The sequence below is a fragment of the Tessaracoccus coleopterorum genome (assembly GCF_011174705.1).
In the GTDB taxonomy this organism is placed as follows: Bacteria; Actinomycetota; Actinomycetes; order Propionibacteriales; family Propionibacteriaceae; genus Arachnia; species Arachnia coleopterorum.
Map to the genome: position 1 here is coordinate 530,116 of NZ_JAANIJ010000001.1, position 21,177 is coordinate 551,292.

Here is a 21,177-nt window from a genome sequence, read left to right on the forward strand (position 1 = left end):
GGCGTGGGCAACAAGCGACCCACCGACGACCGATGAGATGGCCACGACAGCGGCCAGGACGATTCGGGCACGGTTCACAGAAAACTCCAGGGGCGACGGACAAGTCTGAGAGAAAGCTTAAGGGTCGGCCACGCCTTTCTCAAACGGTTCACCCCAGATGGATCATCCGACCCGCCGTGCCCCGTCGCCGGGCCCCAGCAACCGCAGCGGCGGGAGGAGTCCGCCGTCCGAGAGCACCTCGAGGGCGCGGCGCTCCGGGGCGGCGAGGTCCACCAGTTGCGGCCCGAGCAGGGCGGAGATCACACAGTCCCGCAGGCGGGCCCGCGGGCCCGGCAGGAGTGGCAGTCGACATGGATCGTGGTCATGTTCCCGATCCAAGCCGGCGCCTCCGACACTTCCGCCGATGTCGGAACTGTCGGGGCGCTGGCGTAGCGTCACGCCCATGTCGACCGCCTCCGCCCTCCAGCCGAGCTTCGACGACCTCGGGGTACCGCTGCCCGACGTCGTCTTCGTGGTCGTCGACCTCGAGACCACCGGAGGAGCGGCCGACGCCGAGATCACCGAGGTGGGCGCCGTGAAGGTCCGGGGTGGCCGGGTGCTCGGCGAGTTCCAGACCCTGGTGCGACCCTCGGCCCCGATCCCGCCGATGATCCAGGTGCTCACCGGCATCACCAACCAGATGGTCGCCTCGGCACCGCCGGTCGACGAGGTGCTCCCCGCGTTCGCCGAGTTCGCCGCCGGTGCCGTGCTGGTCGCGCACAACGCCCGGTTCGACGCGGGCTTCCTGCGCCGCGGTTACGAGGCGATCGGGCTCACCTGGCCGCGCCCACGGTTGTCGACACCGTCGCGCTGGCCCGCTGCGCCCTGCTGCGCGACGAGGTGCCCAACTGCAAGCTCGCCACCCTGGCCCGCCACTTCCGGGCGGGCACCGAGCCCAACCACCGCGCCCTCAGCGACGCGCGGGCCACCGTCGACGTCCTGCACGCGCTGCTGGAGCGGGTCGGCAACCTCGGCGTGCACACGTTGGAGGACCTCGCCGAGTTCACCCTGCAGGTCTCCCCGACCGGCGCGCCAAGCGGGTCTGGGCCGCGGCCGCTCCGAGGCTGCGGGCGTCTACTACTTCGTCTCCGACACCGACGGCCCGACGGGCCCCGGAGGGAGGTGCTCTACGTCGGCAAGTCGAACAACCTGCGGCGCCGGGTTCGCTCCTACTTCTCCGCCGCGGAGAAGCGGGGCCGGATCCATGAGATGGTCCGGGTCGCGACGGGTGTGGAGTTCATCGAATGCGCCACCGACCTGGAGGCGGAGGTGCGCGAGTTGCGGATGATCGAATCCCTCTCCCCAGGTACAACCGGCGCTCGAAGAACCAGCGCAGACTGTGGTGGCTGAAGCTCACCGACGAGGCCTTCCCACGCCTGTCTGTGGTATCGAAGGTGGGCGACGCCCCTGCTTCTTCGGGCCGTTCCGCAACCGCGACGAGGCTGCCGAGGCGGCGCTGACGCTGTACGACGCCTTCCGGGTGCGGCGCTGCACCACCCGTCTGTCCCACGGAAGGCCAGCGCACCGTGCGCGCTCGGGAGATGGGCGCTGCCCGCCCCGTGCCAACTGGGCGCGGGTGCCGAGGCGTACCCCGCGATCGCGCAGGAGGTCTCAGACAGCTGGGCCGGCGACGTGCGCCCTGTGCTGCGCAGCGTGCGGGCAGGATGCGCAAGCTGATCGGGCAGGAGCGGTTCGAGGAGGCGGGCGAGTTGTCCGGGCGGCTGTCGGCCTACTACTCGACCTCGCTGCGGTTCCACCGGATCACCTCGCTCGCGGCCTGCCGCCAGCTGGTGGCCGCGGTCCCGTCGTCGCGCGGGTGGACATCCACGTCATCCGGCACGGCCGGCTCGCCGCGTCGACCGCGGCCCCCAGCCACCGGGCCAGGGCCGCCTCGGAGGAGGCGACGGCGCGCGCCGAGACCGTCCTGGCGGAACCCAACGGCCTGCCCGCGGCGAGCATCGAGGAGACGGAACGGATCGCCGCCTGGCTCGAACAGCCGGGGTGCGGCTGATCGAGACAGACGGCGACTGGGCATGGCCCATGCATGTGGGCCTTCCCGAAGGGGCGCTCCCCTCAGAGGTGCTCGGTCCGGAGCCGCTCAGGCAAGCGTGACGGACTCGATGACGACCGGGTCCTTGGGCGGTCCCGGTTGTCGGTCGGGGTGGTGGCGATGGCGTCCACGACGGCCTTGCTCGCGGGGTCCTTGACCTCACCGAAGATGGTGTGGCGACGGTTCAGGTGCGGCGTCGGGCCGACGGTGATGAAGAACTGCGAGCCGTTGGTGGCGGGCCCGCGGTTGGCCATCGCCAGCAGGTAGGGGCGGTCGAACGACAGCTCGGGGTGGAACTCGTCGGCGAAGGTGTAGCCCGGCTCGCCGGTGCCGTCGCCGCGCTTGTCGCCGCCCTGGATCATGAAGCCGTCGATGACGCGGTGGAACACCACGCCGTCATAGAACTTGCCGGTGGTCTGTTCGCCGGAGACCGGGTCGCGGTACTCCTTGGTGCCGCCGGCGAGGCCGACGAAGTTCTCCACGGTCTTGGGGCGTGGTCGGCGAACAGCTCGATGACGATGTCGCCACGGTTGGTGTGCAGGGTCGCAGTGCTCACTGCTGGTCCTTTCCTCAGGTTCATCCCAAGTGTGGCAGACGCGGCCACGGAACCCATCGCACCGGGAGGGCACCAGGGGTCAATCCTCGCGATGTCGCTTGATGGGAGCCCACAAACCGGTAGCTTGGAAGGTGCTCGATTACGAGCCACGACCACGGGAGGAACTTGTGAAGAAGTCACAAGAGCTGAAGAAGGCCGCCGCGGAGACCGCATCCGCCGCCGCCGAGTACTCGACAACCGCGCTGAAGGACGGCCTCGACAAGGCCCAGGAACTGCTGGCGGAGGCCTCGAAGACGGCCGCCCCCATCATCCGCGACGCGAAGGTCCGCACCGCCGACCTCGCTTCCCGCACGCTCGACGACCTCGAGCCCCACATCAAGGACGCACTCGACAAGGTGTCGCCGGCCGTTGACGCCGCCCGCGACAAGGTCACTGACGACCTCCTGCCCAAGCTGCAGGACGCGCTGCACCAGGCCGCGAGCATCCCGCCGTCGCCGAGGCGACCAGGCGCGGCACCGCGGCCGTGCAGGCACTGAAGGGCGAAGTGGAGCCGGTGAAGAAGAAGAGCAGGCTCAGGAAGGTCGGCAAGTTCCTCGCCATCGGAGCCGTCGTCGCCGGCGCGGTCGCCGCCGTGCGCCACTTCCTGGCCCCGAAGGACGATGGCTGGACCGCGCACGAGCCCTCCAAGGCCTACGTGAACAACAACGACACGTTCTCCAACGCCGCCAAGTTCGCCTCGGACATGGACGCCGCCACCGACGACGAAGTGGTCGCTCCCGATGACGAGGTCGTCGCCCCCGAGGACGAGATCGAGGAGCAGGTTGACATGACGTCCGAGGGCGCCCGGCACCCCACGTCACCTACGTGACCGAGGCCGAGAGCCACCACAAGGCCCCGAGGCCCCCTACGGAGAGGGCGCATACATCGGCACCGAGCCGCCGGAGGGCTTCACGATCAAGGGCAACGAGCGATCGAAGAAGTTCCACCTGCCCGGCACCGGTGGCTACGAGCGCACGATCGCCGAGGTGTGGTTCTCCTCCGAGGCGGCCGCCGAGGCGGCTGGCTTCACGAAGGCGCAGCGCTGAGCACCTGATCAGCACCGGAGACGACGCGAGGAGGAGGGCGGTCCCATGGGGGCCGCCCTCCTTGTGCGATGTCGGGGACGCGGTTGCCGGTCAGAGGACGCGCGCCAGGTCGGGCGCCCACGTCCCGGGGCCGGTGAGCGCCACCTCGCGGAGCCCCTGCCAGGCGGCAGCCTCGTACAGCAACGGGCGACCCTGGCAGCCAGTTCGGCCCGGCGCGGCTCCTCCCCGGCTCGAGGTGCGCATGCTGGACGCGCAACACCCCCGCCACGCGGTCGCTCTTGAGGTCGACCCTGCCGACGAGCGCGTCGTCAACCAGCACCGGGAGCACGTAGTAGCCGTGCGTCCGCTGCGCGGCCGGCGTGTAGATCGAGATGCGGTAGTGGAACCCGAACAGCCGCTCGGCCCGCGGCCGGTACCAGACGAGCGGATCGAACGGCGACAGCAGCGCCGCCCGTGCACCGCGCGGGGCACACGGTGCCCGCGGCCAGGTAGGCCGGGGCCGACCAGCCGTCGACGGTGACGGGCTCGAGTTCCCCTGCCGCCACCAGGTCGTCGACCGCCGGCCGCGCCAGGGCGGGGCGCAACCGTGGGTAGTCGGCCAGATCGTCGAGGGTCGCGACGCCGTAGGCGCGGGCGGCCCGTCGGATCACCTCGCGCACGGCATCGTCGCGCGGCACCTCGACCATCGCCCCGGGAGGCAGCACATGGTCGGCGAGCGCGAACCTCCGCTCGAACCGCTGCCTGCCGACCACCACGAGTTCACCCCGCCGGAACAACCAGTTCGCCGCCCAGTGCACGTCGTTGCGGTTCCACCAGCCCCCGCCGAGGCTCACGTTGGACGGATGCTCGAGGTCGCGCACCCGCAGCGGCCCGCGATCGGCGAACTCGGCGCGCACCTCCGAGAGGAGGCCCTGATGTCCGGCCGCCCAGGTGGCGGCGTGGTCGGAGCGGGGCGCCTGCCTGTGCCATGCCCACAGCGGCCAGTCGGCCACGGGCAGCACCGTCGCCTCGTGCGCGACGTACTCGGTGTAGCCGCCGAGACCCCGACCGGTGTCGTGGTGCAGCAGCCTGTCGAGCCGCGACCGGTCGTACGGCCCCAACCTGGCGAGCAGGGGCAGGTAGTGGCTGCGTTCGAAGACGTTGACGGAGTCGATCTGCAGCACCCCGAGCGAGGCGATGGCACGGCGGAGCGCCGCGTCACCCACCCGTGCCGGACGCGACCCGGCAAGGCCCTGCGCGGAGATGGCCACCCTGCGGGCGGCCGCGATGCTCAGACGTCGTGTCACGAACCACACGATAGGCCAGAGGGCCCTATCGTTCGGGGCATGGTCCTCGCGCTCACGGTTGCCGTCGCCGTGGCGGCCGCATGCGTCTGGGCCCTCGTGGTGCCGCGGCTGCGGATCGACGACGAGGACGCCCCTGACCTCGCGGCCCTCGTCACGCCACGGTCGACCGCGGTCGTCGCGGTCACCGCCCTGGCGGCAGCCCTCATCCTCCTGGTGGTGCCCGCCGGGCACCGCTGGGTGTGGGTCGGCTACCTCGCCGTCGGCGTGCCGCTGGTGGGGGTCGACCTGCGCACCACATTCCTGCCCGCCCGCCTGAACTGGGCGGCGGCCGCGGCGATGGCCGTCGGGCTGCTCGTCGTCGGCGTGCGGAGCCCCATGACGGCGGTGTCGTCGCTGCTCGGTGCCCTTGCGGTGGCGGCCTTCCTCTACGTCGTGTGGCGGTTCAGCTCGGGCCTCGGGTTCGGAGATGTGCGGCTCGGGCTGCTGATCGGCGCCGTCGCCGGCCTCTCGGGCGCCTCCGCGGTGGGTGTCGCGCTCTTCGCGGGCACGCTGCTCGGAGCCCTCCACGGCGTGGGGCACCTGCTCTGGGCCGGGCGCGACCCGGCGCGGCCGCGCGAATTCCCCTACGGGCCTGCGCTGTACGCCGGGGCCTTCGTCGCGGCCCTGCTCCCTTCCAGGCCCTCTAGGCCCTGGTCGCCTCGACCCAGTCCTCGAGGGTGCGGGCGGCACGGCCGGAGTCGATCGCATCCTGCACGATGCGCAGCGGCCCACGCATCTGCTCGGTGAGATCCTCGACGGTCGAGATGCCGTGGTAGGCCACCAGCGCGGCCGCGGCGTTCAGCACGACGATGTCGCGCACCGGCCCTCCCGCCCCGTCATCACCTCGCGCACGACCCGGGCGTTGTGGGCCGCGTCGCCTCCGGTGAGGTCATGGAAGGCGGCGGGTTGGAGGCCGAGCGCCGTCGGGTCCAGCACGGTGCGGTGCACGCGCCCCTCGGCGATCATCCAGACGTCAGAGGAGGAGGTGGTGGTCAACTCGTCGAGGCCGTCGAAGCCCCGGAAGACCATCCCGCGGGTGCCGCGAGCGGCGAGCACACGGGCGATCACCGGCGCCATGTCGTCGTTGGCCACACCCAGCGCCATCGCCCTCGGGCGGGCCGGGTTGGCGAGCGGGCCGAGGAAGTTGAAGGTGGTCTGGATGCCGAGCGCGCCGCGCACGTTGGAGACCATCTTCATCGCCGGGTGGTACATCTGCGCGAAGAGGAAGACGATGCCGACCTTGTCGAGCACAGCGGCCTGCTTCTCCGGCTCCACATCCAGCCGGAGGCCGAGCGCCTCGAGCGTGTCGGCGGTACCTGCCATGGACGACGCGGCGCGCGAGCCGTGCTTGACGACCTTCGCCCCGGCCGCGGCGGCCACGATGGCCGCCATGGTGGACACGTTGACGGTGTTGGCGCGGTCGCCTCCGGTGCCGACGATGTCGACGGCGTCGGGATCGAGAGTGATGGGCAGCGCCTTGGCGAGCATCGCCGCGGCGAGACCCGCGATCTCGTCCTCGCTCTCACCCTTGGCGCGCAGCGCGGTGAGCATGGCGGAGATCTGCACGTCGGAGGCGCGCCCCGAAAGGATCTCGGTGAGGGCCCAGTTCGCCGCGGTCTCCTCGAGACCCTCGCGACGGATCAGCCCCGTCAGGATGTCAGGCCATGAATAGCCCGACATCAGCCCACCTGGGCGAGCCGGGCGCGGATGAGGTTCGCGGCCTGCTGCGGGAGGGTGACGGGATCGACCGGGAACGGCGCGACCGCCTCGGCGCGCGACCACGAGGCGAGCCAGGCGTCGGCCTCGCGGGTGATCAGCAGCATCACGGGCGGGCACTCGGTGTACTCGTCCTTGACCTGGTAGGCGAGCCCGAAACCGCCGGAGGGCTGGGCGTTGCCGTCGAAGATCATCAGCGCGTAGTCGGTGCCTGCGTCCAGCGTCCGCAGCAGCGCGCCCTGGGTTGCGACCTCGAAGACCTCGATCTCCGGCAGGTCGGAGGCCACCTTGCGTCCGAGCGACAGGCGCACGGACTCGCGGACGGTCCGGTCATCGGAGAACAGCAGGACCTTGACGGGTGCTTCAGACATCAGTGGTCATTCCTTTGCTTTTCGCTGTCGACCTGGGTCGAGGTTGCTTGCGTGGCCCATCGTAGCCCGCCGACTCCGAGGGCAGCCACGCCCGGCTACGGGCCGCTTCGACGGCGCCCGCTTCCGACCGGTTCCCGGGCGCATTATCGCACCGCCCATTCCCGGATCTGCAGGGGGTGTCTCCAAGTTTCGCCTCCGGCGTGACCAACCACCGTTTTGCGGCAATAATGACCCCGTGGCCACGAATCATGAAACCCTCATCGCGCCAGCGGAGTTGCCGAGCGGCGCTCTGCACAAGGTGCCCTCCGCACGCCTGAACAAGCCCATCGGACGCCCCGACACGCTGTCGGTCGGCGTGATCGTCTGGCTCGCGAGCGAACTGATGTTCTTCGCGGCGGTGTTCGCGGCGTACTTCTGGACGCGCAGCATCACCAACGAGGCTGCTGCGGCGGCAGGGACCGCATCGCTGTGGGAGACCCAGAGCATGCATCTCGACGTCACCTTCGCCGCCATCAACACGGCGATCCTGGTGCTGAGCTCGGTGACCTGCCAGCTCGCCGTCAACGCGGGAGAGGCGCGCCGCGTGAGCGGATCGTGGTTCAACCCCTCAAGTGGGGCATGCGCGAGGGCTTCATCGTGACGATCATCCTCGGCTCGGTGTTCGTGTCCGGCCAGATCTGGGAGTACTTCACCCTCTTCAACGAGGGTACACGATCCAGACCGACCAGTACTGGTCGCTGTTCTTCCTCGCCACCGGCTTCCACGGCCTGCACGTGGTCGGTGGCGTCATCGCCATGTGGTTCGTCCTCGCCCGGTCGCTGATGACCCGCACCCACACCACGAGCAGACGGTGGCCGCCCACGTCGTGTCCTACTACTGGCACTTCGTCGACGTCATCTGGATCCTGCTGTTCGGCGTCCTCTACTTCCTCCGCTAAGACCCTGGAGTCAGACCAGTGAAATTCCTCACACAGTTCCGGCGACACGCGCTCGCCCGGCCTGCCCTCCTGATCCTCGCGCTGGTGATCGTCGGGCTCGGCTACGCAGGGGTGAACCCCAGCGCTCGTCGGCCGAGACGGACATGACGCAGCAGATCGAGCAGGGCAAGGCGCTCTTCGACCTCACGTGCTCCTCCTGCCACGGCCTCGGCGGTGAGGGCACCTCCCAGGGTCCGACGCTCATCGGCGTAGGCGCCGCGTCCGTGGACTTCCAGATGGGCACCGGGCGCATGCCCGCCACCCGCCGGGAGGCGCAGCTGCCTGCCCGCACCGTCAACTACTCCCAGGAGCAGATCGACGCGGTGGCCGCATACGTCGCCACCTTCGGCCCGGCCCCGCCGTCGCCGAGGACAGCGCGGTCAACCCGAGGGTCTCTCCGCGGAGGAACTCGCCCGCGGTGGCGAACTGTTCCGCTCCAACTGCTCCGCCTGCCACGGCATCGTGGGCGGCGGGGCGCCATGCCCAACGGGGAGTTCGCCCCGTCGATCGCCGACACGCAGCCGCGCCACATCTACGCGGCGATGCGCTCCGGGCCCCAGCAGATGCCCACCTTCTCCAAGGCCGTCATCACCGACGAGGATGCCCGCGAGATCATCGGCTACGTGAAGGCCGCCAACGGCCAGCCCAACCACGGTGGCCTGTCCATGGGTGACGCCGGCCCGTCTCCGAGGGCTTCTGGGTCTTCGTCATCGGCATCGGCGGCCTCTCGCTGATCGCCACCTGGATCGCCAAGAAGGGGCGCGCGCCCGATGAGCCACAACCTTCCCGTCAAGGACCCGGACTTCGGCCACGTCGTCCCCAACCCGGGCGTCGAGGAGCACATCGAGCGCTTCACCGACGCCGACCAGCGAGCGGGCAACCGCACCTACCGGTCGGTGCTCGCGATGCTCGGCGCCGTGCCCGTGCTCGCGGTCATCTTCGTCGTGATCTACTTCGCGGTGCCCCGCGACGCCTACATCGACTTCGGGTGGCTGCACGCCAACGCCCACAATGTCGGTCTCGGTGCCACGTCCGGGTTGGCGGTGCTGCTGATCGGCCTCGCCTGCATCCAGTGGGCCCGCGCCCTGATGGGCGACCATGAGAGCGTCGAGGAGCGCCACACCGTCGCCTCCTCCGAGGACGACCTCGCGGCCTTCGCCGAGCAGTTCGAGGACGGCACCGTGCAGTCCGCGGTCCGTCGGCGTCCGCTTCTCCTCGGGGCCCTGGGCGGGCCGTCGGCTTCGTCGCGATCCCCGCGGTCGTGCTGTTCGCCGACATGGGCCCGCACCCCGTCAAGGCGGTGCGCAAGAAGACCATCGAGCGCACCATCTGGGCCGCCGAGGTCCGCCTGGTCAACGACGTGAACTGGGAGCCGCTGCGCCCCGAGATGCTCGAGGTCGGCCAGCTGGTCAACGCCGAGCCCGAGAACCTGCGCGACCTGCACGGCACCGAACTGATGATCGAGAAGGCCAAGGCCCCGCTCGTCGTGGTCCGGATGGACCCCGACTCGATCAGGGTCCCGAGTCCCGCAAGGACTGGCAGGTCTCCGGCATCCTCGCCTACTCCAAGATCTGCACGCACGTCGGCTGCCCCATCTCGCTGTGGGAGCGCCAGACCCACCACCTCCTCTGCCCGTGCCACCAGTCGACCTTCGACCTCGGCAACAGCGGCGTCGTGGTGTTCGGTCCCGCCGCGAGGGCGCTGCCGCAGCTCCCCATCAAGGTCAACGAGGAGGGGTTCCTGGTCGCCCAGAGCGACTTCACCCTCCCCGTCGGCCCCAGCTTTTTCGAGCGCGATTCGCGCAACGACTTCGTGGAAGGTGACAACTGATGGCCAAGCCCACCGGCGTCGTCGACGCGTCACCGGACCTCACCCCGCGCGAGGCCACGCACACCACCCCCATGCCTGCCGAAGGCGCCCGCCACTGGGTCGACCAGCGGCTCGGCATCGCGAAGATCGGCCGGGCCGGGCTCCGCAAGGTGTTCCCGGACCACTGGTCGTTCCTGCTGGGCGAGATCGCCCTGTACTCCTTCATCGTGCTGCTCATCACCGGCGTGTTCCTCACGATCTGGTTCAAGCCCTCGATGGCGGAGATCGAGTATGACGGTTCCTACCAGCTCCTCAAGGGCGTCGCCGTCTCCGAGGCCTTCGCCTCGACGCTCGACATCAGCTTCGACGTGCGCGGCGGCCTGCTCGTGCGCCAGATCCACCACTGGGCTGCGCTGCTGTTCGTGGCGGCCGCGATGGTGCACTCGCTGCGCGTGTTCTTCACCGGCGCGTACCGCAAGCCCGCGAGGTCAACTGGCTGATCGGCGTGAGCCTCATGTCGCTCGCCCCCATCGCAGGCTTCGCTGGCTACTCGCTGCCCGACGACCTGCTCTCGGGCACCGGGCTCCGGTTCGTGGACGGCCTGATCAGGTCGATCCCGATCATCGGCACCTGGGCCGAGTTCTTCGTCTTCGGTGGCCAGTTCCCCGGCGACATCCTGATCCCGCGCCTCTACATGGTGCACATCCTGCTGGTGCCCGGCATCCTGCTCGGCCTGGTGTCTGCGCACCTCGCGCTGGTGTTCTACCACAAGCACACGCAGTACCCCGGCCCCGGCCGCACCGACAACAACGTGGTCGGCTACCCGCTCTTCCCCGTCTACATGGCGAAGGCCGGCGGCTTCTTCTTCATCGTGTTCGGCGTGCTGATCCTCATGGGCGGCCTGTTCCAGATCAACCCGGTGTGGAAGTACGGCCCGTACGACCCGACCAAGGTGACGGCGGGCTCGCAGCCCGACTGGTACATGGGCTGGGTCGAGGGCGCCATCCGCATCATGCCCAACATCGAGTCGCACTGGGGATCGACCACCTGGTCGTGGGCGATCTTCCTGCCCGGCGTCGGACTGATGGGTCTGCTGTTCCTCCTGCCCGCGGCGTGGCCGTTCGTCGAGGCCTGGCTGACCGGCGACAAGCGCGAGCACCACGTGCTCCAGCGTCCCCGCAACGCCCCGACCCGCACCGCGCTCGGCGTCGCCGCGATGACCTGCTACGCCATGTTCTGGCTCGCAGGCGGCAATGACATCATCGCCACGCGCTTCCATCTGAGCCTGAACGCCATCACGGTGTTCATGCGTGTGGCGGTGTTCGTGGCCCCGGTGGTCGCCTTCATCGTGACGAAGCGGATCTGCCTCAGCCTGCAGCGGGCCGACCTGGAGCGGACGCTGCACGGCTCCGAGGACGGCGTCATCGTGCGCTCCCCGAGGGCGGCTACTCCGAGGCGCACGTCCCGCTGTCGCAGGACGAGCAGTTCACGCTCACCCAGCACCACCAGTACCGACCGTTGGAGCTCACACCCGACATGGACGCCGCGGGGGTGGCGAAGAAGCGCAAGGTCGGCCGCGTGCGCGCAGCCGTCTCGCGGTGGTATCTGGGTGCCGACATCCAGAAGCCCACCGTGCACGAGATCGAGGCGGCCGCCACGCACGGCGACCACCACGAGGAGATCGACGGCGCCGGGGACACCCTGCGCTGGGCGGACACGACGACGACCTCGAGGGCGCCTCGACGCACTGATTCAGACGTTCATCCGCAGGTGGGGCGTGGCCGGTCGGCCACGCCCCACCTGTGCGTTGTGCCGTAAGGTTGAGGCGTGCATTTTCTGGACAAGCCCACGTACGACCTGACGTACAACGACGTCTTCATGGTCCCCAGCCGTTCGAGCGTGACCTCGCGCCTCGATGTGGACCTCACCTCAACCGACGGCCTCGCCACCCCCACGCCCTCGTGGCGGCCAACATGACGGCCGTCTCCGGCCGCAGGATGGCCGAGACGATGGCACGCCGCGGAGGGCTGGCCGTGTTCCCGCAGGACATCCCCTCCGACGTGGTGGCCGCGTCGATCGCCAAGGTGAAGGCCGCCAGCCCGGTGTTCGACACCGCGGTGACCGTGTCCCCACCACCACCGTCGGGGAGACGCTCTCTCTGATCGCGAAGCGCTCCCACGGGGTGGCAGTGGTCATCGACGCCGACCACACCGTGCTCGGCCTCGTCACGCCCCAGGACGCCGCCAGCGCCGACCGCTTCGCCCAGGCCCACGACGTGATGATCAACGACGTCACCCGCGTTTCCGACGGCACCTCGCCGGCCGACGTGTTCGCGCTGCTCGCCGAGCAGCACCAGAAGATCGCCGTCGCGGTGGACGCCGAGGGCCGCCTCGTCGGAGTGATGACCCCGAAGGGCGCGCTCCGCAGCGGCATCTACTCCCCGCGCTGGACGCGCAGGGCAGGCTCCGCGCGGGAGTGGCCGTCGGCATCAACGGCGACATTCCCGCCAAGGTGCGCTCAGCGCTCCTGGGCGAGGCCGACGTGATCGTGATGGACACCGCCCACGGTCACCAGGAGAAGATGATCGCCGCGCTCTCTGAGGCTCGCGAGGTGCGCGACGCGTTCGCGGCCGAGACGGGGCGCTCCGTGCTGATCGTCGCGGGCAACGTGGTGACGGCCACCGGCTGCACCGACCTGATCGACGCGGGCGCCGACATCCTGAAGGTGGGTGTCGGCCCCGGTGCCATGTGCACCACCCGGATGCAGACCGGTGTCGGCCGGCCGCAGTTCTCCGCCGTTCTCGAGTGTGCCGCGGCCGCCCGTGAGCGCGGCAAGTCGGTGTGGGCCGACGGTGGCGTGCGGCACCCCCGCGACGTCGCCCTCGCTCTCGCCGCCGGCGCCGGGTCGGTCATGATCGGCTCCTGGTTCGCGGGAACCCACGAGTCGACCGGCGACCAGCTGACCGACCACCAGGGTCGCCCTACAAGGAGTCGTTCGGCATGGCCTCGGCCCGCGCCGTGCGGCAGCGCACCCGCGAGCAGTCCGCCTACCAGCGCGCCCGCGCCGCCATGTTCGAGGAGGGCATCTCCTCCTCCCGGATGTACCTCGATCCGAGACGCCCGGGAGTCGAGGACCTGGTCGACTGGATCACCTCAGGAGTTCGTTCCTCGTGCACCTACGCGGGTGCGAGGAGCCTCCCGAGTTCACCGACAACGCCGTCGTCGGCATCCAGTCGGGCTCCGGCTTCGAGGAGGGCCGCCCGGTCGACCAGAGCTGGTGATCGGGGCGCCGGGATCACCGGCCGGTCCGCCAGGTCCCCGGATCCGGGTTTCGACCGAGCCGACCGGCCCGATCCGGCAGGCTGGGTCCCATGCTGGAGATCGACGCCGTCACCCGGAGGTTCGGAGACCTCACCGCACTGGATGACGTGTCGTTCACCGTCCCCGACGGGGCCTTCACCGGCTTCGTCGGTGGGAACGGGGCGGGCAAGACGACCACGATGCGCATCATCATGGGGGTGCTGGCCCTACCTCCGGGGAGGTCCGCTGGGACGGGGTCCCGGTCGGGCGCCGCGATCGGGCGGAGTTCGGCTACATGCCCGAGGAACGGGGCCTGTACCCCAAACAGAAGGTGCTGCCCCAGCTGACCTACCTCGGTGAGTTGCACGGCATGACGGCCCGGGACGCCCGCGCCGCCGCCACCGCCATCCTCACCCGGTTCAATCTCGGCGGCCGCACCCGCGACAAGCTCGAGAAGCTGTCGCTCGGCAACCAGCAGCGGGTGCAGATCGCCGGGGCGGTGCTGGCCGATCCGAAGGCGCTGATCCTCGACGAGCCGTTCAGCGGCCTCGACCCGGACGCGGTCGACGAGATGTTCGCGCTGTTGACGGAGTTCACGACCCGCGGCGTGCCCGTGCTCTTCTCCTCCCACCAACTGGAGCTGGTGGAGCGGCTGTGCGACAGGATCACGATTCTGCGGTCCGGCCGGGTGGTGGCGTCGGGGTCGGTCGACGAGCTCCGCGGGGCGGGGCCGACGCGCCACCGGATCGCGGCGGCGGGCGACCTCGGCTGGTTGCGTGGCCGCGAGGGGGTCACCGTCGTCGAGCTCGACGGGCCGCGGGCCGAAGTGGAGTTCGTCGATGAGACGGCCGCCCAGGCGACCCTCGCGGAGGCCGTCGCCCGCGGCCCGGTGCACGCCTTCGGCCCAGTGCTCCGGCCGTTGAGCGACTACTACCGGGAGGTCACGCGATGAGCCGGCGCCGCGTGCGGGCGGCGTGGACCATCGTGGCCCGCCGGGAGATCGTCGCGCAACTGACGGACAAGGCTTTCTGGATCGGGACCATCACCACGCTCGGCATCGTCGTGGCCACCTTCCTGATCAGCGCGCTCGTCTCCGGTGGGGTCACCCCGACACGGGTGGCCGTCGCCTCCGACGAGGCGGCCGCCGTGATCGCGCAGGCGGTCGCCACGGGGGCGCGGTGGAGGCTGTGCGGGTGAGCGACGACGGGCTCGAGGCGGCCGTCGCCTCCGGTGACGCGGCCGCCGCACTCGCCTGGACGGAAGCGGGTGGTTGGGTCCTCACGATCGGCTCCCCGACGGATGTGCCCGACCTCGGCGCCGCGGTGCGGACCTATCAGATCGGCCGGAACGCCGCAGAGGCAGGCGTCGATCCGGTATCCATCCTGGCGGGGAGCGACCTGACCGTCGCCTTCGCAGGGGGCGACGGGTCGGGGCGCTGGCCATCACCGTGGCGTCGTTCGCGTTCGCCGTGTTGTTCATGCTGTCGGCCGTCACCTACGGCATGCAGATCGCCCAGTCCGTGGTCACCGAGAAGGAGTCCCGGATCGTCGAGATCCTGGCGGCGGCGGTGCCCATCCGCTCGCTGCTGATCGGCAAGGTGGTCGGCAACACTCTGATGGCGCTCAGTCAGGTGGTGCTGCTGGTTGCCGTGTCGCTGACGGGCATGGGCCTGACCGACTACCGTCCCATGCTGAGCCTCATCGCCCCTGTGGCAGGCTGGTTCATCCTGTTCTTCCTCGTCGGTTTCGCTTCGCTGGCCTGCCTGTGGGCCGCGGCGGGGGCGATGGCCACCCGCGTGCAGGACCTCACTCAGACGACGACGCCCCTCACCATGCTGGTGATGCTCGCCTACGTGGCGGGCTTTCTGGCCAAGGGTTCCGCCGCCGAGGTCCTCAGCTACCTGCCGATCGTATCGACCGTGCTGATGCCCGGTCGGCTCCTCGGCGGTGAGGCGACCGGGGTCAACGCGCTGATCTCGCTGCTCGTCTCCGTGGCCTTCATGGTCCTGGCGGTCCGCTCCGGCGCCGCCATCTACCGGCGGGGTCTGCTGCAGACCAACTCCGTCGTCACCTACCGCCAGTTGCTGAGCCGGGACCGGTGACCCGGCCCACCACAGAAGGAAGGAGGCCCACCCGGGTGGGGTGGGCCTCCTGTCGTGAGCGGTTCGGGTCAGTGCCGGTACTCGCCGCGGTAGAACTGGAGCAGCCAGCCGGAGAGGGCCCAGATGCCGATGCCGATGCCGATGAAGGTGAGCCACGCCTGGTGCAGCGCAGGGCCGAGCGCGATGACGCTGACGGTCACCGCGCACCAGAAGGGCCACATGCTCTGCGGGGCGAAGAACCCGATCGGGCCGGCACCCTCGACGACGTCCGCGTCGGGGCGGTCCTCGGCCGCGGATCGAAGGTCCTCGCGGTGAGCGCGAGATAGCCCGCGATCATGCCACCCATCAGGCCGGTGAAACCGAGCGCGAACGTGCCCGCGATCTCATGGGACATGATCCAGTAGGCGGGGGTGACGATCAGGAAGAAGATGAAGATGAACCCGAAGACCCACTTTTCTGCCTTCACTTGGCGCTTCCTTCCAGTTGGGAGGGGTCGCGATCGAGCAACTCGCCCGGATCGGCCACATGGTCGAGGTCGGCGAGCTCAGGCCGCGCGAGATCCAGCGCGGGGCTGTTCGAGCGGACGCGGGCAGGCTCGTGAAGTTGTGCCGCGGCGGCGGGCAGGAGGTCGCCCACTCGAGCGACCGGCCCCAGCCCCACGGGTCGTTGACGGTGACCTTCGGCGACTTCCGCGTGATCCAGACGTTCCACAGGAACGGGAGCATGCTGACACCGAGCAGGAACGCACCGAACGTCGACACCTGGTTGAGGAAGGTGAAGCCCTCCCAGGCACCGTAGTCGGCGATGCGCCGCTGCATGCCCTCGACACCCAGCCAGTGCTGCACGAGGAACGTGGTGTGGAACCCGAAGAAGAGGAGCCAGAAGTGCACCTTGCCCACGTCTCGTTGAGCATCCGGCCGGTGAGCTTGGGCCACCAGTAGTAGAAGCCGGCGAACATCGCGAACACGACGGTTCCGAACAGCACGTAGTGGAAGTGGGCGACGACGAAGTAGGTGTCGGAGACCGGGAAGTCCAGCGCGGGCGAGGCGAGGATGATGCCGGTCAGGCCGCCGAAGAGGAACGTGGTGAGGAAGCCGATGGCGAACGTCATCGACGTGTTCAACGTCAATGACCCTCTCCAGATCGTGCCGATCCAGTTGAAGAACTTCACGCCGGTGGGCACCGCGATCATGAACGTCATGAACGAGAAGAACGGAAGGTTCACCGCGCCGGTCACGAACATGTGGTGCGCCCACACGGAGATCGACAGCGCGCCGATCGCGAGGGTGGCGAACACGAGGCCGTAGTAGCCGAACACCGGCTTGCGGCTGAACGCGCTCAGCACCTCGGTGATGATGCCGAAGAACGGCAGCGCGACGACATAGACCTCCGGGTGCCCGAAGAACCAGAAGAGGTGCTGCCACAAGATGGCGCCGCCCGTCGCCGGGTCGAGCACGTGGCTGCCCAGGACACGGTCGGCCGACAGCACGAGGAGGCCGGCGGCGAGAACCGGGAAGCAGATCAGGACCATCATCGAGGTGACGAGGATGTTCCACGAGAAGATCGGCATCCGGAACATGGTGAGGCCCGGGGCGCGCATCGTGATGACGGTGGTGACGAAGTTCACCGAGCCGAGGATCGACGACAGGCCGAGCAGGTAGAGGCCCATGATCCACAGGTCGTGGCCGATTCCGGGCGAGTGGATCGAGTTCGAGAGAGGCGCGTAGGCGAACCAGCCGAAGCTGGCGGCGCCGCCCGGGCTCGCGAAGCCGGAGCAGGCCATGATCGAGCCGAAGAGGTAGAGCCAGAAGGAGAAGGCGTTCAGGCGCGGGAAGGCCACGTCGGGGGCGCCGAGCTGCAGCGGCAGGATCGCGTTGGCGAACCCCGCGAACATCGGCGTCGCGAACATCAGCAGCATGATCGTGCCGTGCATGGTGAAGAACTGGTTGAACGTCTCGAAGTTCATGAAGTCCATGCCGGGGTTGGCCAGCTCGGCACGGATCCCCAGCGCCAGCAGACCGCCGATGCCGAAGAAGATGAACGCGGTGACGAAGTACATGTTGCCGATGACCTTGTGGTCGGTCGTCGTCAGGTACTTCATGACGGTTTCGCCGAAGGTGGTGCGCGGCCTGGTGCCGGCCTCCTCGACGAGCTGGGTGCGGCCCGCGATGCTTGCGCTGCTCATCACTTGTGCTCCTCAGATGCTGCTGCCGGCATGACCGCCTCGAGGGCCTTCTCGAGGCTGATCTCGCCGGAGAACCCGTTGTCCGCGAGTTCGTTGATCTTGGCGTTGTACTCCTCCTCGGTCACAATGTGCACCTTGAAGAGCATCATGGCGTGCTTCTCGCCGCACAGCTCGGCGCACTTGCCGTCGAAGGTGCCGAGTTTGTTGGGGGTGACGTCGAAGGAGTTGGGGTGACCCGGGATCACGTCCCGCTTGAAGTAGAAGTTGGGTACCCAGAACGAGTGGATGACGTCGGCCGACTCGAGGTTGAACCTGACGCGCTTGTTGATGGGCAGGTAGAGGTCGGGCAGGGACTCGACGGTGCCGATCGTGTGCGCGACCGTGCCGATCTCCGGGTTGTCCTCCTCCATGTAGTTGAAGGTCCAGGACCACTTCTGACCGATCACGTTGATGACGGTGTCGGGATCCTGCTCCTGCTCGACCATCGCGTCGGATGCCTTGATCGTGTAGACGAACAAAACGCCGATGATCAGGAAGGGAACGAGCGTGTACAGCAGCTCGAGCGGCAGGTGGTAGGCGGTCTGCCGGGGTGCGGGGGCGTCACCGTCCTTGCGGCGGTAGCGGATCACCGCCCAGCCGATCAGGCCCCAGACGAGGGCACCCACTGCGAGCGACGCGATCCACGCACCGACCCAGAGGTTCCCGACGTGGGGGCCTGCTCGCTAGCCGCCTCAGGCAGACCGAACCTGGCCGCCTGGCCGGAACAGGCCGTGAGGCCGAGAAGCATCAGGGGGCGACGGCCAGCAGGCCCGCACGGGTCTTGCGCCGACGCGATGGCACCGTTTCGCGACTCACAGGTGGCCCTTCCAATCTGGGTCGTTTCCAGGCCAGAACCGGTTCCCAGGAGTCGGTCGGGCGCACTACTGGAGCCACCTTAACGCAAAAAGGCCACCCCGGCGGACAGTCTCCAACCGGGGTGGCGTATGATCCCGCGCTGCAGATCAGCGCCGCGGATCAGTGGAAGGAATCTCCGCAGGCACAGGAGCCCTGCGCGTTGGGGTTGTCGATCGTGAAGCCCTGCTTCTCGATGCTGTCCATGAAGTCGATGCTCGCGCCGCTGAGGTAGGGGCGCTCATCTTGTCGGTCACGACGACGACGCCCTCGTAGTCGGTGGCGACGTCGCCGTCGAGCGTGCGGTCGTCGAAGTACAGCTGGTAGCGCAGGCCGGAGCAGCCGCCCGGCTGCACGGCGATGCGCAGCGACAGGTCGTCTCGGCCCTCGGCCTCGAGCAGGGCGCGCACCTTCTGCACTGCGACATCGGTGAGAACGACGCCGGTGGCGGTCTGGGTATCGGTCACGTGTGGCTCCAAGTTTCAAGCAGTTCGGATAAAAAGCTGTCGAGGCCAGAGTCTACGCCGGGATCGGGAGTTTCCCCAGCCGCTCCCGTCACCCCTGGGCGAACTACCACCGCCAGGTGCGGGCCACCTGCGCCGCGACCTCGGAGAGCCGCTCCGGGGTGGCGACGTCGTCGCCGGCACCGGTCAGCAGCGCGTGGGCCGTCTCGAAGCCCCGAGGCGCAGTTCGCGGGATGAGACGAAGTTGCGTCCCACCACGGCGATGACCGGGCGGAGCGCCTCGCCCGCGAGCGCGGCCACCCGCTTCACGACAGGCCCGCCCAGGGCGTGGAAGTCCAACTCCTCGGCGCCGGTGACCACGAGGTCGGCCGACGCGATGGTGGCCGCGAGGCCGAAGCGCTCCGTGAGGAAGGTGAGCGGGTCGGTGACGGTGGCCCCGATCCCCTGCAGCAGGAGGCCGAGGCCCTGGCCGCGCCGGACCCTTCGTCGGGGTGAGCCCCAGCTCGGCGGCCCACCGCTCGGCGATCCCTCCGCGACCAGCACCTCGCTGAGGTCGGCCCCTCGTCCCGCAGGTCGGTGGAGGCGTACCCGGAGAGCCCGGTCAGGTCGCGGTCAACCTGCTGGTCGGGCACCAGCGCGACGAGGTCGCGGTCGCGCCACGCCTCCCGCAGCGCAGCCAGCGTCTCCACCGGGGAGCCGCCGAGGGCGGCGCGGCCCAGGTCGTCGACGCGGGTCGCGGTGAGGTCGAGCACCAGCTGCGGTGCCTGGCTCCGCAGCGCCTCCCCAGCCCGGCCGAGCTGGTGGGGCGGCGATGGCGGCACCCGGGGCGCACTCGGCGATCCCCTCCCGCAGTGCCGCGCCGGTTCCCGCGAGTGGGACCACCGCGACGGTGGCGCCCTCCGCGGCGAAGGCGCGCGCGATCAGGTCCGAGGCGTCGACCGGCGCGAGGCCGGCGATGCCGTCGGTGGCGACGACGACCCTCACAGGCCCGCCGACTCCTCGTCGCCCTCCGCCAGGTCGCTCTCGGAGTCCGGGATCAGGCCGTAGTACTCGCTCGTCGACCTGAGCAGTTGACGCACCTCTTCGAGGGAGACGTCCGTGTCGGGGAGCACCAGATCGGACTCGACCGCCACATCCTCGGGCACCTCGACGCCGAGGCGACGGACACCCTCACCCAGCGCGATCAGGGCCTCGACCATGCCCGGCTCGTCGTCGGCCGCGACGCGCTCCTCGAGGGCGCGGTCAAGCTCGTTCAGCTCCATCAGGTGTTCGGGCTCCAGGATCCACTGTCCCTGACCCATGATGCGCACGATCATGCCTGGGACCCTGGGCCGGCCACTCATCGGCGCTCTGGGTCGGCTCGGCCGCCGGAGCCTGCTGCGGGGTGGCACCCGCCTGCAGCTCAGGCCGTGCCGCGGCACTGCCGCCGGTGAGCTGCGCCTTCATGGCCGCAAGCTCGTTCTCCACCGTGTTGTCCGAGGCGAGCATGTCGAGTTCGCGGGTGATGTCGTCCTTGACGGTGCCGGTCGGGTCCTCGAGGGCGCCGGAGGCGAGCAGCTCGTCGACGGCGGAGGCACGGGCCTGCAGCTGGAGGGTCTTGTCCTCGGCGCGCTGGATCGCGAGGCCGACATCGCTCATCTCCTCGGAGATACCGGTGAAGGCCTCGTTGATGCGGGTCTGCGCCTCGGCGGCGGAGTAGGTCGCCTTGATGGTCTCCTTGCGGGTGCGGAACGCGTCGACCTTCGCCTGGAGCCGTGAGCTGGCACGCACCAGCTTCTCCTCCTCCGCCTGCAGCTGCGCGTGCTGGGCCTGGAGGTCGTCGAGCTGGGTCTGGAGGCCGGCCTTGCGGGTCAGCGCCTCGCGGGCCAGGTCCTCACGGTTCGACTCGAGGGCACGCTGCGCCGCGTTCTGCAGCCGCTCCACCTCGGAGTTGAGCTTGGTGGCCTGGAGCTCGACCCGCTTGCGGCTGGTGGCGACGTCCGCCACACCACGACGCACGTTCTGGAGCAGTTCGAGCTGCTTCTGGTACGAGTAGTCGAGCGTCTCACGGGGATCTTCGTACTTGTCGAGGGCCTTGTTCGCCTTCGAACGGAAGACTAGAGCGATGCGCTCAAAGATGCTTGCCACGGGGTTTCCTTCCAGCAACGTGCGGTGTCCGGACCAACGGTAGCGCGGCGGGGTGGCAACGGGGTCGCAATCACCCCCGATCTGCCCTGAGAGCAGCCCCGGTACCGCAGGGTAGGATGAGGCACACAGACCTCCGCCGCAAAGGAACCAGACTACCGTGGGACTTTTCCGTCCGTACGAGCG

At 69.4% G+C, this 21,177-nt stretch carries 21 protein-coding genes and 11 pseudogenes; 19 read left to right on the top strand and 13 right to left on the bottom strand.

What is annotated here, in order from left to right:
• Positions 1-162: 162 nt before the first annotated feature.
• On the bottom strand, positions 163-303 hold the full coding sequence (locus G7085_RS03350; RefSeq protein ID WP_231979178.1) for a hypothetical protein: 141 nt from the start codon (positions 301-303) through the stop codon (positions 163-165).
• Between the two features lie 139 nt (positions 304-442).
• On the opposite strand from G7085_RS03350, the pseudogene G7085_RS23745 reads away from it, so the two are divergent.
• The 3 genes and pseudogenes from G7085_RS23745 to G7085_RS23755 form a co-directional block, all read left to right on the top strand.
• Positions 443-751, top strand: a pseudogene (locus G7085_RS23745) (exonuclease domain-containing protein); the annotation flags it as partial.
• A 410-nt stretch (positions 752-1,161) separates the two neighbouring features.
• On the top strand, positions 1,162-1,389 hold the full coding sequence (locus G7085_RS31930; protein ID WP_331715443.1) for a GIY-YIG nuclease family protein: 228 nt from the start codon (positions 1,162-1,164) through the stop codon (positions 1,387-1,389).
• A 466-nt stretch (positions 1,390-1,855) separates the two neighbouring features.
• Entirely contained in the window at positions 1,856-2,050 is a 195-nt protein-coding gene (locus G7085_RS23755) for a hypothetical protein (RefSeq protein WP_231979179.1), read from the top strand.
• 87 nt (positions 2,051-2,137) lie between these two features.
• On the opposite strand, the pseudogene G7085_RS03360 reads toward G7085_RS23755, so the two are convergent.
• Positions 2,138-2,669 (bottom strand): annotated as a pseudogene (locus G7085_RS03360) (peptidylprolyl isomerase).
• Positions 2,670-2,776: 107 nt separating this feature from the next.
• Here G7085_RS03360 and G7085_RS03365 point away from each other — a divergent pair.
• The 3 genes and pseudogenes from G7085_RS03365 to G7085_RS23760 all read left to right on the top strand — a co-directional run.
• Positions 2,777-3,181 carry a hypothetical protein gene (locus tag G7085_RS03365; RefSeq protein WP_197509972.1) on the top strand — a complete coding sequence of 135 codons (405 nt, stop codon included), beginning with the start codon at positions 2,777-2,779 and terminating at the stop codon, positions 3,179-3,181.
• Positions 3,169-3,513 carry a hypothetical protein gene (locus G7085_RS03370; RefSeq protein WP_197509973.1) on the top strand — a complete coding sequence of 115 codons (345 nt, stop codon included), beginning with the start codon at positions 3,169-3,171 and terminating at the stop codon, positions 3,511-3,513. Before G7085_RS03365 ends, G7085_RS03370 begins: the two co-directional genes overlap by 13 nt.
• Before the next feature lie 16 nt (positions 3,514-3,529).
• Positions 3,530-3,730, top strand: a pseudogene (locus G7085_RS23760) (sunset domain-containing protein); the annotation flags it as partial.
• Between the two features lie 283 nt (positions 3,731-4,013).
• Here G7085_RS23760 and G7085_RS03375 read toward each other — a convergent pair.
• A pseudogene (locus G7085_RS03375) lies at positions 4,014-5,025 on the bottom strand (winged helix-turn-helix domain-containing protein); the annotation flags it as partial.
• Between the two features lie 30 nt (positions 5,026-5,055).
• Here G7085_RS03375 and G7085_RS03380 point away from each other — a divergent pair.
• Positions 5,056-5,802 (top strand): A24 family peptidase, encoded by a 747-nt coding sequence (locus G7085_RS03380; protein WP_197509975.1) that lies wholly within the window; start codon positions 5,056-5,058, stop codon positions 5,800-5,802.
• A 51-nt stretch (positions 5,803-5,853) separates the two neighbouring features.
• Here G7085_RS03380 and trpD read toward each other — a convergent pair whose 3' ends face one another.
• Both trpD and G7085_RS03390 read right to left on the bottom strand, forming a co-directional pair.
• Positions 5,854-6,735, bottom strand: coding sequence for an anthranilate phosphoribosyltransferase (gene trpD / locus G7085_RS03385; RefSeq protein WP_331715444.1), 882 nt, complete (start codon positions 6,733-6,735; stop codon positions 5,854-5,856).
• The gene (locus G7085_RS03390; protein ID WP_197509976.1) at positions 6,735-7,142 is read right to left on the bottom strand and encodes a response regulator; all 408 of its coding nucleotides are present in this window, start codon (positions 7,140-7,142) and stop codon (positions 6,735-6,737) included. Before G7085_RS03390 ends, trpD begins: the two co-directional genes overlap by 1 nt.
• Before the next feature lie 298 nt (positions 7,143-7,440).
• Here G7085_RS03390 and G7085_RS36175 point away from each other — a divergent pair, with 298 nt between their 5' ends.
• The 12 genes and pseudogenes from G7085_RS36175 to G7085_RS03440 all read left to right on the top strand — a co-directional run bounded on the left by G7085_RS36175 (position 7,441) and on the right by G7085_RS03440 (position 15,327).
• Positions 7,441-7,782, top strand: a complete 342-nt coding sequence (locus G7085_RS36175; protein ID WP_456300388.1) for a hypothetical protein — start codon at positions 7,441-7,443, stop codon at positions 7,780-7,782.
• Positions 7,761-7,964 (top strand): hypothetical protein, encoded by a 204-nt coding sequence (locus G7085_RS36180; protein ID WP_456300422.1) that lies wholly within the window; start codon positions 7,761-7,763, stop codon positions 7,962-7,964. Before G7085_RS36175 ends, G7085_RS36180 begins: the two co-directional genes overlap by 22 nt.
• Complete coding sequence (locus G7085_RS36185; protein ID WP_456300409.1) at positions 7,880-8,101, top strand: hypothetical protein; 222 nt, start codon at positions 7,880-7,882, stop codon at positions 8,099-8,101. Before G7085_RS36180 ends, G7085_RS36185 begins: the two co-directional genes overlap by 85 nt.
• On the top strand, positions 8,098-8,226 hold the full coding sequence (locus tag G7085_RS33975) for a hypothetical protein (RefSeq protein ID WP_408647031.1): 129 nt from the start codon (positions 8,098-8,100) through the stop codon (positions 8,224-8,226). The genes G7085_RS36185 and G7085_RS33975 overlap by 4 nt, the downstream gene beginning before the upstream one ends.
• Positions 8,223-8,852, top strand: a complete 630-nt coding sequence (qcrC, locus tag G7085_RS36190) for a cytochrome bc1 complex diheme cytochrome c subunit (protein WP_456300389.1) — start codon at positions 8,223-8,225, stop codon at positions 8,850-8,852. Before G7085_RS33975 ends, qcrC begins: the two co-directional genes overlap by 4 nt.
• A gap of 36 nt (positions 8,853-8,888) precedes the next feature.
• Positions 8,889-9,948: pseudogene (gene qcrA, locus G7085_RS03405) on the top strand (cytochrome bc1 complex Rieske iron-sulfur subunit).
• Positions 9,948-11,745: pseudogene (qcrB, locus tag G7085_RS03410) on the top strand (cytochrome bc1 complex cytochrome b subunit). The pseudogenes qcrA and qcrB overlap by 1 nt, the downstream one beginning before the upstream one ends.
• Before the next feature lie 60 nt (positions 11,746-11,805).
• Positions 11,806-13,207, top strand: a pseudogene (locus tag G7085_RS03415) (GuaB1 family IMP dehydrogenase-related protein).
• 90 nt (positions 13,208-13,297) lie between these two features.
• Positions 13,298-14,178 (top strand): annotated as a pseudogene (locus G7085_RS03425) (ABC transporter ATP-binding protein).
• Entirely contained in the window at positions 14,175-14,423 is a 249-nt protein-coding gene (locus tag G7085_RS03430) for a hypothetical protein (RefSeq protein WP_197509979.1), read from the top strand. Before G7085_RS03425 ends, G7085_RS03430 begins: the two are co-directional and overlap by 4 nt.
• On the top strand, positions 14,420-14,815 hold the full coding sequence (locus G7085_RS03435; RefSeq protein WP_197509980.1) for a hypothetical protein: 396 nt from the start codon (positions 14,420-14,422) through the stop codon (positions 14,813-14,815). Before G7085_RS03430 ends, G7085_RS03435 begins: the two co-directional genes overlap by 4 nt.
• A complete protein-coding gene (locus G7085_RS03440) occupies positions 14,704-15,327 on the top strand; it encodes an ABC transporter permease (RefSeq protein ID WP_197509981.1) in 624 nt (207 codons plus the stop codon). Before G7085_RS03435 ends, G7085_RS03440 begins: the two co-directional genes overlap by 112 nt.
• Positions 15,328-15,395: 68 nt before the next feature.
• Here the strand turns inward: G7085_RS03440 and ctaF are convergent.
• From ctaF to G7085_RS03480, 8 genes and pseudogenes are all read right to left on the bottom strand, one after another.
• Positions 15,396-15,793 (bottom strand): annotated as a pseudogene (ctaF, locus tag G7085_RS31935) (aa3-type cytochrome oxidase subunit IV).
• A pseudogene (gene ctaD / locus G7085_RS03450) lies at positions 15,790-17,512 on the bottom strand (aa3-type cytochrome oxidase subunit I). The pseudogenes ctaF and ctaD overlap by 4 nt, the downstream one beginning before the upstream one ends.
• Positions 17,512-18,177 carry an aa3-type cytochrome oxidase subunit II gene (gene ctaC, locus G7085_RS03455; protein ID WP_331715445.1) on the bottom strand — a complete coding sequence of 222 codons (666 nt, stop codon included), beginning with the start codon at positions 18,175-18,177 and terminating at the stop codon, positions 17,512-17,514. The pseudogene ctaD and the gene ctaC overlap by 1 nt, the downstream one beginning before the upstream one ends.
• A 349-nt stretch (positions 18,178-18,526) precedes the next feature.
• Positions 18,527-18,882, bottom strand: a pseudogene (locus G7085_RS03460) (HesB/IscA family protein).
• Positions 18,883-19,053: 171 nt separating this feature from the next.
• Positions 19,054-19,410 (bottom strand): glycerate kinase, encoded by a 357-nt coding sequence (locus G7085_RS03465; RefSeq protein ID WP_197509982.1) that lies wholly within the window; start codon positions 19,408-19,410, stop codon positions 19,054-19,056.
• A gap of 69 nt (positions 19,411-19,479) precedes the next feature.
• Positions 19,480-19,851 (bottom strand): hypothetical protein, encoded by a 372-nt coding sequence (locus G7085_RS03470; RefSeq protein ID WP_197509983.1) that lies wholly within the window; start codon positions 19,849-19,851, stop codon positions 19,480-19,482.
• On the bottom strand, positions 19,848-20,129 hold the full coding sequence (gene pspAA / locus G7085_RS03475) for a PspA-associated protein PspAA (protein ID WP_197509984.1): 282 nt from the start codon (positions 20,127-20,129) through the stop codon (positions 19,848-19,850). The genes G7085_RS03470 and pspAA overlap by 4 nt, the downstream gene beginning before the upstream one ends.
• A complete protein-coding gene (locus G7085_RS03480) occupies positions 20,110-20,994 on the bottom strand; it encodes a PspA/IM30 family protein (RefSeq protein WP_197509985.1) in 885 nt (294 codons plus the stop codon). Before G7085_RS03480 ends, pspAA begins: the two co-directional genes overlap by 20 nt.
• Positions 20,995-21,177: the final 183 nt, after the last annotated feature.